Annotated in this window: 9 protein-coding genes and 1 pseudogene; 5 read left to right on the forward strand and 5 right to left on the reverse strand. The window is 36.1% G+C overall.

Translation table 11 applies throughout. The features are described 5' to 3' along the window. The 3 genes from EDM02_RS05750 to EDM02_RS00160 form a co-directional block, all read left to right on the forward strand. Nucleotides 1-198: hypothetical protein (locus tag EDM02_RS05750; RefSeq protein ID WP_221179566.1), on the forward strand; the 198-nt coding region annotated here is incomplete at its 5' end. A gap of 468 nt (nt 199-666) precedes the next feature. Then, nucleotides 667-1,671, forward strand: a complete 1,005-nt coding sequence (locus EDM02_RS00155) for an esterase/lipase family protein (protein WP_260214909.1) — start codon at nt 667-669, stop codon at nt 1,669-1,671. Between the two features lie 121 nt (nt 1,672-1,792). Continuing rightward, nucleotides 1,793-3,226 carry a CCA tRNA nucleotidyltransferase gene (locus tag EDM02_RS00160; RefSeq protein ID WP_123662126.1) on the forward strand — a complete coding sequence of 478 codons (1,434 nt, stop codon included), beginning with the start codon at nt 1,793-1,795 and terminating at the stop codon, nt 3,224-3,226. A 34-nt stretch (nt 3,227-3,260) separates the two neighbouring features. On the opposite strand, the gene EDM02_RS00165 is transcribed toward EDM02_RS00160, so the two are convergent. The 4 genes and pseudogenes from EDM02_RS00165 to EDM02_RS00180 form a co-directional block, all read right to left on the reverse strand. Further along, nucleotides 3,261-4,259 carry an Rpn family recombination-promoting nuclease/putative transposase gene (locus EDM02_RS00165; protein WP_123662128.1) on the reverse strand — a complete coding sequence of 333 codons (999 nt, stop codon included), beginning with the start codon at nt 4,257-4,259 and terminating at the stop codon, nt 3,261-3,263. 576 nt (nt 4,260-4,835) lie between these two features. Further along, nucleotides 4,836-6,140: a UDP-N-acetylglucosamine 1-carboxyvinyltransferase gene (gene murA / locus EDM02_RS00170; protein ID WP_123662130.1), complete on the reverse strand. Its 1,305-nt coding sequence runs from the start codon at nt 6,138-6,140 to the stop codon at nt 4,836-4,838. A gap of 55 nt (nt 6,141-6,195) precedes the next feature. Then, a complete protein-coding gene (locus EDM02_RS00175) occupies nt 6,196-6,801 on the reverse strand; it encodes a DUF4290 domain-containing protein (RefSeq protein WP_123662132.1) in 606 nt (201 codons plus the stop codon). Between the two features lie 33 nt (nt 6,802-6,834). After that, nucleotides 6,835-8,879: pseudogene (locus tag EDM02_RS00180) on the reverse strand (ATP-dependent helicase). A gap of 472 nt (nt 8,880-9,351) precedes the next feature. Between EDM02_RS00180 and EDM02_RS00185 the strand changes: the two are divergent. Beyond that, nucleotides 9,352-10,482 carry an esterase/lipase family protein gene (locus tag EDM02_RS00185; protein WP_123662134.1) on the forward strand — a complete coding sequence of 377 codons (1,131 nt, stop codon included), beginning with the start codon at nt 9,352-9,354 and terminating at the stop codon, nt 10,480-10,482. A 121-nt stretch (nt 10,483-10,603) separates the two neighbouring features. Further along, complete coding sequence (locus EDM02_RS00190; protein WP_123662126.1) at nt 10,604-12,037, forward strand: CCA tRNA nucleotidyltransferase; 1,434 nt, start codon at nt 10,604-10,606, stop codon at nt 12,035-12,037. Between the two features lie 34 nt (nt 12,038-12,071). Here EDM02_RS00190 and EDM02_RS00195 read toward each other — a convergent pair. Further along, nucleotides 12,072-12,643: glycoside hydrolase family 25 protein (locus EDM02_RS00195; protein ID WP_123662136.1), on the reverse strand; the 572-nt coding region annotated here is incomplete at its 5' end.

The raw sequence follows: 12,643 nt of genomic DNA on the forward strand, positions 1-12,643 counted from the left end.
TCTGATTCTGATTCTGATTCTGATTGTATATGCCATGATTGGTTTTTAATATTCTTATTTAGTAATAGAAAATATTACGCATTTTACAAGTATACTTGGCACCATACAGAACCATTTTTTAAACTGATGCTACATAAGCAGCTTGTAATAGTACTTAATTCTTTCCATGCTGGGAAGGATCACAAAAAAGCAATTTAGTAAATAATTAAATTAAATAGCAAAGCAAAAAAGTATTGGTAAAACAAAATGAAAAATAGTATATTAATTAAATATGAGTAGAGTAAAGTTTTAAGGAATAAGCTAATGTATTAACTGATGTTGCGCATAGCAGAGGTTTTTTCTGCATAATAAAATTTTTACAAATGTATAACAGATTGGCATGCGGTATAGCATAGGTTCTCGTACTTTACTATTTATTTACAAATATAGCTTTATTTTTGCTTTCTTTATAAGCGTAGGTTGTCGCGGTCTTCGTTCTTGTAAAAATCCTATCATGGAACGATCCTTACAGCGACCTCCACAGCGACCCCGACAGCGACTNNNNAAAAAAATAAACAGAGGGAGGGGTATAAGCGAAAAATAAATTCGTTAAACGATTTCGAGTCATTTCGGGAAAAAAATACGAAAATAATACAAACCGCTAAAGTAAAAGAGGATACGCAAGCAATTGTATTGTTACATGGATTAAGTAGGATTTCCTATGATTTTGAGACGATGAAAGCAGTTTTGCGACAAAAATTTCCACATGCTACCATAGTAGCACTAAAAAGTGTCAATAAAGATCTTAATAAAAAGGGTAATGTTTGGTACTCACCTCCCAGTGTAATGCTATCGATAAAAAAACAAGCGGAACTAGCTTATGAAGAAATTAAAACACTAATTGGCCGTGACAAGCATGTAGTTCTAGTAGGTCATAGCCAAGGGGGATTACGTGCTTTTACCCTTATTAAAGAATATGGAGCTGTGTTAAAAAGAGAAGTTGGCATTACTATCGACCAATTGATAACTATAGGTACGCCCTGGAAAGGAGCGCCAGTAATGGACCATTTCAAAAATCCTAAGTGGGTTACAGAAAAATTAGATCAGGAAAAAAATATCTTAGAGAAAATACAGAAAGGCTACCGCCGGGATTTATTCAAACATATTTTTAAAAATTATGCTGGGATAGCAGAAAAAATGCCTAGCTTAGCCAAATATTTATATAATCATACCAACGGGTTCAAAAGGCGCAAAAAACACATGAGTGGTGCTGATGATTTAAGCCCAAGTAGCGATTTTATAAGGTATGTTGCCTCAGGTATTAAAGAACTTGGCGTTCCTGTTACAGCCATTGCGGGCGTTTTGAATTTCTCTGAATTTTTTCCATTGTCCTCCTCTGTTACAGCAGAGGACCTACTAAAACTTAATCATACTTATGCAGAACTTATTGGAGGTACTGAACATGATATGTTATTACCTGTTGATACACAACTGGCAGAAGGGTTAGATAAAAAAGATTTTGAATGTATAAAAATATATGAATCCTGTCATGGTAATAAGGTAGGTATTCCAGTAAAAAAGGATATCCCCGAATGCAATAATGAGCAAGTTATACAAAAAGTAGTAGCATGTATAGAAAAAACTTTTTACTCAACAACAGAAATAGAAAAAGATATAACAGAAAGGGAGTAGAATCTGAATCTGATAGATACTGGTGTAAAATTTGTATAAAGTTCTCTGAGTTGGTAAGAACCAAGTATGGCCTTCTGTATGGTGTCAAATAAGATGCGTAACATCAGTTAAAAATAGAAAATTGGAACATATAAAAAATAATTATCCTGTAATTCAAATAGATAAAATAGATCATTCTAAAATTTTGCGTAATATTGGGGCAGTGTCCGATGCGCTTCAATTAGAGACCTATGTAGTAGGAGGGTTTGTACGTGATCTATTTTTAAAACGTACTTGCAAAGATATTGATATTGTTTGCGTAGGGGATGGCATGCTGCTTGCGCAAGCTGTAGCAACCCATTTAGATAAAGGATTATCCGTCACCTTATTTAAAAATTTTGGTACGGCTATGTTACAGTGGAACGGATGGATTATTGAATTTGTAGGTACCAGGAAAGAATCCTATGCATCTTCTTCTCGTAATCCAACTGTATCAAATGGTACGCTTGCTGATGACCAAATGCGTCGAGATTTTACCATTAATACAATGGCTATCTGTTTAAATAAGGAACATTACGGGTTATTATTAGATCCATTTAATGGCCAACATGATTTAGCGGATGCGCTTATTAGAACGCCTTGTGCTCCTGAGCAAACTTTTTCTGATGATCCATTACGTATAATACGTGCTATACGATTTGCTACACAGTTAAATTTTAGGATAGCAGTAGAAACATGGACTGCGTTAACTACGGTTCGTAACCGGTTAACAATTGTTTCTCAGGAACGAATTGCTGAAGAGTTGCATAAGATTATAGCTGCTAATAAGCCTTCTTATGGTTTTCAACTTTTGTTTGAAACCAAAATATTGGCGATAATATTGCCAGAGCTAGAAAAGCTATCAGGCAAAGAACAATGTGGTGTGCATACACATAAAGATAATTTATTGCATACGTTTGAAGTTTTAGATAATGTTGCTCAAAATTCGTCTAAATTATGGCTCCGTTGGGCAGCTGTTTTTCATGATATTGCAAAACCATTAACCAAAAAATTTGATCCTATCCATGGTTTTTCTTTTCATGGTCACGAGGATTTAGGTGCCAAAATGCTTCCTAGAATATTTAGGAGGTTGCGTTTTCCTATCAGCAAAGAAGTATTGGGCTATGTACAAAAACTGGTTAGATTACATTTGCGGCCCATAGCATTGGCTAAAGCGGTTACTGATACGGCTATACGGCGACTTTTATATGAAGCTCAAGGTGATTTAGAGGATCTTTTTCTGTTATGTAGAGCTGATATTACTTCTAAAAATACAGCAAGGGTAGAGCAATATTTGGCTAATTTCGATAAAGTAGAAAAAAAGGTACTGGACGTAGAAGCACGCGATAAAATTAGAAATTTTCAACCCGTTATTACGGGCCAGGTCATTATGCAAGCATTTGCTCTTAAGCCCTCCCCAGCAGTGGGTTCTATTAAGGAGGCTATTAAAGAGGCTATATTAGAAGGTAAAATTAAGAATGAATATAAAGAGGCCTTTCAGTATATGTTAAGCATTGGCAAAGATTACCTATCTTAATGCCTCCATTGAACGCATTATAGCTGGATGAGCATTAAGGAGTAAATCCTGTTGCATTATCTATTTCTGAATAAACAGGAGATTCCCCAAGAAAAGCTCTATCTTTCACTATATCCAGATCTACATTTCCAGTGATTCCTGGGATTTGCCCTTTATTAGAAAACTGCCAAATTTTCCAACCCACATTTATCCATGTTTCCGGCACTAAGGGAGCCTGTACCCTCCAATGTGCTATCCATAGAAGATACTGAGAAAAATCATACTTTCTCCAGTTAACATCATTGGTCCAATAGTTAGGAGAAGCATAAATACCTAAATGCTCATACGAGGTATTTTGTAAAATTTTTAGGAGCTCGTAAGTACCATCTGCCATTTGATCAGGAGTTGCTTCCTCATTAAATTTTTTTTCAACATCAATCACTAAAACATCTGTATACGGATTAAAGCTAATTTTGCTTAATCTCTCTATAAGATTTTCCGCCTGCTCTTGTGCGGTATAGTTTGCTCTAAAATAATGATATGCACCAGGCCTAATTCCTACTGCTTTTGCACCCTCCCAATTAGCTACAAATCTTTCATCTTTTACTATCCCAGATGTGGCCCTGATAGCGTGTTCAGGATGGCTAAACAATTGCCATAAATTTCTGGGTGCATTATATGTTTTAGTGCCATGATAGATTAAAAGAGGACAGATTAAGGGTAAACCATCTTTTTTTTGCTTATGCCGTTCGCATAATAAAAGTATGTACTTCCATAATCGCAAAGCTATCCAATGGTCTGGTGTAGCTTGCGCCTCAATTAATACATAAACAAATGCAGTATCCTGATTTTTGGTTTGCACAGAAAATACAAGATCACTTAATTTTCTCCTTAGATCCTCTTCTACAAAAGATTCTTTTTCTATAGTAATTTTTGTTAAATCTACTATAGCTTTAAAATCAGCTGGTAAATAGTATTCTAAAAACTCCTGTGCAGCTACTGGGTTGGTTAAAATTTTTTTGATTAACGCATCATGTTTTAGGTTACTGGTCATAGCGGCTTACTATATTGAAGCATGATAGTGTCGGAATATATAAATTTGGTTGCTGCTACTAAAATATAAAAAGTAATTGCTGATGTTTTTCTAGTGTGTATCTGTTCACATTTGTTACAACATAACACTGTTAACAAAGAGTAAAAATTATGACTTACTTAAACAGATAAGTTAACAAAATTGCAGCCAAATAACCATGGACAATTCTATCACCATATTCTACTACAAATAGCTGTTCGCCTAAATTAATTAATAACACTTTAATAAAATTCCTATAATCAGATCTATTATATCAGCTCTATTTAAAACAGTTATACCATGGTGCAATGCCAAGCTACTATGTGGCCGAACTTGTGCTTTATAACCTGAAGCTGTTGCAAATTTTCTATTGTAACGGCCTCTATTTGGATAAAAATTAGGATTTTTAGGGTTTATGTTTTAAACTTGTTGTGCCCTAAAGCAGGGCAATGCTTACATAAAGACATGTAATTCGCAGTAAACTTTTAGGAGATGGTATGCTTAGGGTCATATATAAGCTAGTAGGGTAACCCGCAGCATGAACTAGCTGTGCTATTATTAGGCTCTTTCAATGGATGCGCCTAAGGCGTTTAGGCGTTGATCGATCTGTTCATATCCTCTATCAATTTGATGAATATTTGCAATGGTGCTGGTTCCCTCTGCCGCTAGCGCCGCAATTAACAAGGTTATACCCGCTCGGATATCATTAGAACTCATACGGGTACCGCGTAGCCTATAGGCATTCCCTAAACCTACAACGTGTACCCTATGGGGATCACATAGTATCAAACGTGCGCCCATTTCAATTAAATGGTCCACAAAAAAGAGTCTGCTTTCAAACATTTTCTGATGGATTAAAATATGGCCATGTGCATGCACAGCGGTGATAATAGCAATACTGATTAAATCAGCAGGAATACCTGGCCAAACAGCATCAGATAGACTTAACAAATTTCCATCTATTTCTTTTTGTATATGATAAGATGGTTGAAATGGAATATGTAATGAATTATCATCTTCTTCTAGCCTAATCCCTAACTTTCTAAAACAACTCCAGACAGGGGTAAACAGGTTAATAGGAACATCTGTAATGGTTAGCGTTGATTTGGTGGCTGCAGCCAACCCGATAAAACTGCCAATTTCTAGCATATCTGGCAAAATGGTGTGCACGGTACCACTCAGATGTGCTACGCCCTCTATGGTTAATATATTTGAACCAATGCCTGTAATGGTAGCGCCCATAGCTACCAACATATGGCAAAGTTGCTGTACATGCGGTTCACACGCTGCAGGATAAATAATAGTTTTACCTTTGGCCATGCTGGCAGCCATCACTATATTAGCTGTCCCGGTTACAGATGGCTCTGGCATAAGTATATATGATCCTGATAATGTGGTGCATTTTGCTTTCCATGCCTCCTCATCGACATTATAACAAAAAGTGACACCTAACCGCTCTAGCCCTTCAAAGTGTGCATGTACCCCCCTACGGCCAATCCTATCTCCGCCAGGTTTAGGTACCGAAACCGATTTAAAACGAACCAAAAGGGGAGCTAATAACATGATCGATCCCCTAACTTTAGCATATTCCTGCCGAAATATTTCTGTAAGGGTAACATCTGTGTGAAGATGGGCGGCACAAAATTGATAACTTCCCTTACCCAATGGGACAATTTGAACACCCAGCAGCGTGAGTAATTGCATTACACTGTGTACATCTGTAATATCAGGTATATTGTTTATGGTAACAATTGCCTCTGTTAATAAGGTGGCACACATTACCTGCAATGCTTCATTTTTTGAACCCTTTGGCTTTATAGTACCAGATAATGGACGGCCTCCATGTACGATAAACTTATGCATTTACTGCTTAATTTTTATTTTTGTACGATCAACGTGCTATACGTTGCGTAACGTTTTATTTTGTAGAAGTAGTACAAATGGATTTTGATGGATATCTAGCTTTAGATCGCTGGCCATTATTTGCGCCATCATCTGGTAGGGTGCGAATTACTTCTAGATCCAATACCGTATCATTTGGAAGCATTCGTTTGATATCCTCCATAATTCTTTCATTACTTATATAATCATTGTTCCATATACTGCTAAAACGACGCATAAGTTTTCCAGCTGCTATAAGCATTTGCTCTTGTTCTTTGGGAGAAGATAGGGTACTAATTTTTTTTATAAGTAATTCCATATGCCGCCCATAATATTTGTATTTGATCTGCTCCATAGGTAGCCTATGCATATAGTGCTGCTGGCTATTTATGCTCTTAACAGGCTTAGGAATAGGGCTGTCAATATCCAATTGATAATTCGATAGTATAAAAAGATCATCCCAGCGTTTTTGGAGCAATTCAGCGTTAGGATTAACGATTTCCATTAACTTTACCATAATATGGGCTTTTTGGGTACGAACATTTTTGTCATCAATATTCTCAAGCTGTTCCATAATTTTCTGTATATTTCTGCCATACTCCTTAAGTATCAAAGGTGATCGAGCTGTATTATAATCGTACATATGGTATCGTAATAAATAGTTTGCACATAGCTTTTATACTGTTTTAAGTATCTCCAGTTTTGCATAGTTTAATAAAAGTGTCTTTTCTCCAAAGTTATGAAAAAGAATGACCGCTTTACGCCCGCCTGTAGATTCTACCAGCTGAACCACTTTCCCTTCACCAAAATGGGCATGGTTCACTTCATTTCCGATTTGTAAGATCGTCAAATCACTGGAAACTGTATGCTTAGATGATAAAGAGGAGTAAAGCTGTGTCGGTATTTTCCCCGAAGGGGTTTCAACTGTATGGGTTGTCTTTTTAGCCATAGTCGTAGGAATAAATTTAGCAGTAAATAAGTTGGATTTGGATTGGAGACTCATTTCTTTTAAAAAACGACTTGGCTGGGTGTGCGTTGATTTGCCAAATCGATATCTGCTTAAAGCATAGGATAGGGTTAGTTTTAGTTGTGCACGGGTAACGGCCACATAGAAAAGACGTCGTTCCTCTTCTAAGTCTGCTTTACTTCCTATCATCATAGCAGAAGGAAAAAGATCTTCTTCCATGCCTACCAGGTATATGTATTTAAATTCTAGTCCTTTAGAAGCGTGAATGGTCATGAGTGTAATCGTATCCTGATCTGTATTTTCTTTATATTCATTGGTAATTAAAGCTATTTCTTGTAGAAAACTGCCTAGGCTAGGATCATTATTTTCGGCATTATCTACAAATTGTTTAATGCTATTCAACAGTTCTTGCATATGCCCATAGCGGGTTAATCCTTCTACCGTTTTATCCTCATAAAGTGCCTTTAAGAGGCCGGATTCTTTTGCAACGTAGTCGGCTATGGTATAAGCATTTTCTCCTTCCTTTTCTAATTTGAGAGAAATCGTACAAATGAATGTTACAAAATGCGAGATAGCCACTGCAGTAAGCCTGCTAAAAGAGTTGCTTAGATTACGCAATAGGGTCCAAAGCGTAAGATTCTTTTCGGATAAGGCCGTAAATATTTTATGTATGGTAGTAGGCCCAATACCACGTTTAGGGAAATTAATAATTCTTTTAAAAGCTTCTGCATCATTATGATTCACTACAAAACGCAAATAGGCTAAAAGGTCTTTTACCTCTTTTCGCTGATAAAAAGAAAGTCCCCCTACGATACGGTAGGGAATATTTTTTTTACGCAATGCCTCTTCAAAATTTCTAGATTGATTATTAGTACGATATAAAATAGCAAAATCCCGATACAACAACTGGTTCTTTATTTTTTGCTCTATAAGCGTATCTGCTATCAATTGACTTTCTTCTATATCAGATATGCACCTTAGGACTTCAATGGGTTCCCCCAGGCTGTTGGCTGTCCAAACCTTTTTCTTTAGTTGGGCGTCGTTGTAGCTAATAATGCTATTGGCTGCATCAACAATATGTTGGGTAGAACGATAATTTTGCTCTAATTTTGTTACTTGGTGATGAGGATAGTCACTAGCAAAATGTAAAATATTTTGGATATCTGCACCTCTAAATGCATAGATACTTTGTGCATCATCTCCTACTACACAGATATTGTGGTGGTGGGCTGCTAATTTTTTGGCAATACTATATTGAACCAAGTTGGTATCTTGAAATTCATCAATAAATAGANTCTATTTTTAGCATGGGACATACGGCCCAATATAACATTTGGTTTATATACTTGCTCATCGAGGGCTAACTCTTTGATAATTTGTTTGATCAAAGATTTGCTGTCGTCCGAATCGTAAATACTAAAATGGGAAGGATAACCTAAACTACCCGCTTCACGACGCAATAGCTTAACAAAAACACTATGAAAGGTTCCTAGCCATATGGCTTTGGCTTTGCTACCCATTATGGCCTCTATACGGTGACGCATTTCAGCAGCCGCTTTATTTGTAAACGTTAAAGCAAGAATCTGATGCGGCTCTGCTTTTTTTGTTTTAAGCACGTGGACTATTCTAGAGGTTAATACCTTGGTTTTACCTGAACCAGCAGCTGCAATAACCATGAATGGACCTTCTGTATCCATTACAGCTATTTTTTGCATTTCATTCAGGTCTGCAAGATAACTTTCAGTTATATGCATAACAGTTGGCTGTTCTGATTCTGATTCTGATTCTGATTGTATATGCCATGATTGGTTTTTAATATTCTTATTTAGTAATAGAAAATATTACGCATTTTACAAGTATACTTGGCACCATACAGAACCATTTTTTAAACTGATGCTACATAAGCAGCTTGTAATAGTACTTAATTCTTTCCATGCTGGGAAGGATCACAAAAAAGCAATTTAGTAAATAATTAAATTAAATAGCAAAGCAAAAAAGTATTGGTAAAACAAAATGAAAAATAGTATATTAATTAAATATGAGTAGAGTAAAGTTTTAAGGAATAAGCTAATGTATTAACTGATGTTGCGCATAGCAGAGGTTTTTTCTGCATAATAAAATTTTTACAAATGTATAACAGATTGGCATGCGGTATAGCATAGGTTCTCGTACTTTACTATTTATTTACAAATATAGCTTTATTTTTGCTTTCTTTATAAGCGTAGGTTGTCGCGGTCTTCGNAGAGGGAGGGGTATAAGCGAAAAATAAATTCGTTAAACGATTTCGAGTCATTTCGGGAAAAAAATACGAAAATAATACAAACCGCTAAAGTAAAAGAGGATACGCAAGCAATTGTATTGTTACATGGATTAAGTAGGATTTCCTATGATTTTGAGACGATGAAAGCAGTTTTGCGACAAAAATTTCCACATGCTACCATAGTAGCACTAAAAAGTGTCAATAAAGATCTTAATAAAAAGGGTAATGTTTGGTACTCACCTCCCAGTGTAATGCTATCGATAAAAAAACAAGCGGAACTAGCTTATGAAGAAATTAAAACACTAATTGGCCGTGACAAGCATGTAGTTCTAGTAGGTCATAGCCAAGGGGGATTACGTGCTTTTACCCTTATTAAAGAATATGGAGCTGTGTTAAAAAGAGAAGTTGGCATTACTATCGACCAATTGATAACTATAGGTACGCCCTGGAAAGGAGCGCCAGTAATGGACCATTTCAAAAATCCTAAGTGGGTTACAGAAAAATTAGATCAGGAAAAAAATATCTTAGAGAAAATACAGAAAGGCTACCGCCGGGATTTATTCAAACATATTTTTAAAAATTATGCTGGGATAGCAGAAAAAATGCCTAGCTTAGCCAAATATTTATATAATCATACCAACGGGTTCAAAAGGCGCAAAAAACACATGAGTGGTGCTGATGATTTAAGCCCAAGTAGCGATTTTATAAGGTATGTTGCCTCAGGTATTAAAGAACTTGGCGTTCCTGTTACAGCCATTGCGGGCGTTTTGAATTTCTCTGAATTTTTTCCATTGTCCTCCTCTGTTACAGCAGAGGACCTACTAAAACTTAATCATACTTATGCAGAACTTATTGGAGGTACTGAACATGATATGTTATTACCTGTTGATACACAACTGGCAGAAGGGTTAGATAAAAAAGATTTTGAATGTATAAAAATATATGAATCCTGTCATGGTAATAAGGTAGGTATTCCAGTAAAAAAGGATATCCCCGAATGCAATAATGAGCAAGTTATACAAAAAGTAGTAGCATGTATAGAAAAAACTTTTTACTCAACAACAGAAATAGAAAAAGATATAACAGAAAGGGAGTAGAATCTGAATCTGATAGATACTGGTGTAAAATTTGTATAAAGTTCTCTGAGTTGGTAAGAACCAAGTATGGCCTTCTGTATGGTGTCAAATAAGATGCGTAACATCAGTTAAAAATAGAAAATTGGAACATATAAAAAATAATTATCCTGTAATTCAAATAGATAAAATAGATCATTCTAAAATTTTGCGTAATATTGGGGCAGTGTCCGATGCGCTTCAATTAGAGACCTATGTAGTAGGAGGGTTTGTACGTGATCTATTTTTAAAACGTACTTGCAAAGATATTGATATTGTTTGCGTAGGGGATGGCATGCTGCTTGCGCAAGCTGTAGCAACCCATTTAGATAAAGGATTATCCGTCACCTTATTTAAAAATTTTGGTACGGCTATGTTACAGTGGAACGGATGGATTATTGAATTTGTAGGTACCAGGAAAGAATCCTATGCATCTTCTTCTCGTAATCCAACTGTATCAAATGGTACGCTTGCTGATGACCAAATGCGTCGAGATTTTACCATTAATACAATGGCTATCTGTTTAAATAAGGAACATTACGGGTTATTATTAGATCCATTTAATGGCCAACATGATTTAGCGGATGCGCTTATTAGAACGCCTTGTGCTCCTGAGCAAACTTTTTCTGATGATCCATTACGTATAATACGTGCTATACGATTTGCTACACAGTTAAATTTTAGGATAGCAGTAGAAACATGGACTGCGTTAACTACGGTTCGTAACCGGTTAACAATTGTTTCTCAGGAACGAATTGCTGAAGAGTTGCATAAGATTATAGCTGCTAATAAGCCTTCTTATGGTTTTCAACTTTTGTTTGAAACCAAAATATTGGCGATAATATTGCCAGAGCTAGAAAAGCTATCAGGCAAAGAACAATGTGGTGTGCATACACATAAAGATAATTTATTGCATACGTTTGAAGTTTTAGATAATGTTGCTCAAAATTCGTCTAAATTATGGCTCCGTTGGGCAGCTGTTTTTCATGATATTGCAAAACCATTAACCAAAAAATTTGATCCTATCCATGGTTTTTCTTTTCATGGTCACGAGGATTTAGGTGCCAAAATGCTTCCTAGAATATTTAGGAGGTTGCGTTTTCCTATCAGCAAAGAAGTATTGGGCTATGTACAAAAACTGGTTAGATTACATTTGCGGCCCATAGCATTGGCTAAAGCGGTTACTGATACGGCTATACGGCGACTTTTATATGAAGCTCAAGGTGATTTAGAGGATCTTTTTCTGTTATGTAGAGCTGATATTACTTCTAAAAATACAGCAAGGGTAGAGCAATATTTGGCTAATTTCGATAAAGTAGAAAAAAAGGTACTGGACGTAGAAGCACGCGATAAAATTAGAAATTTTCAACCCGTTATTACGGGCCAGGTCATTATGCAAGCATTTGCTCTTAAGCCCTCCCCAGCAGTGGGTTCTATTAAGGAGGCTATTAAAGAGGCTATATTAGAAGGTAAAATTAAGAATGAATATAAAGAGGCCTTTCAGTATATGTTAAGCATTGGCAAAGATTACCTATCTTAATGCCTCCATTGAACGCATTATAGCTGGATGAGCATTAAGGAGTAAATCCTGTTGCATTATCTATTTCTGAATAAACAGGAGATTCCCCAAGAAAAGCTCTATCTTTCACTATATCCAGATCTACATTTCCAGTGATTCCTGGGATTTGCCCTTTATTAGAAAACTGCCAAATTTTCCAACCCACATTTATCCATGTTTCCGGCACTAAGGGAGCCTGTACCCTCCAATGTGCTATCCATAGAAGATACTGAGAAAAATCATACTTTCTCCAGTTAACATCATTGGTCCAATAGTTAGGAGAAGCATAAATACCTAAATGCTCATACGAGGTATTTTGTAAAATTTTTAGGAGCTCGTAAGTACCATCTGCCATTTGATCAGGAGTTGCTTCCTCATTAAATTTTTTTTCAACATCAATCACTAAAACATCTGTATACGGATTAAAGCTAATTTTGCTTAATCTCTCTATAAGATTTTCCGCCTGCTCTTGTGCGGTATAGTTTGCTCTAAAATAATGATATGCACCAGGCCTAATTCCTACTGCTTTTGCACCCTCCCAATTAGCTACAAATCTTTCATCTTTTACTATCCCAGATGTGGCCCTGA

It is taken from the genome of Candidatus Cardinium hertigii (assembly GCF_003788695.1).

Coding starts and splice junctions, on each gene's coding strand:
- murA (WP_123662130.1), bottom strand. CDS start 6,140: ATGCATAAGTTTATCGTACATGGAGGCCGTCCATTATCTGGTACTATA.
- EDM02_RS00175 (WP_123662132.1), bottom strand. CDS start 6,801: ATGTACGATTATAATACAGCTCGATCACCTTTGATACTTAAGGAGTAT.
- EDM02_RS00165 (WP_123662128.1), bottom strand. CDS start 4,259: ATGACCAGTAACCTAAAACATGATGCGTTAATCAAAAAAATTTTAACC.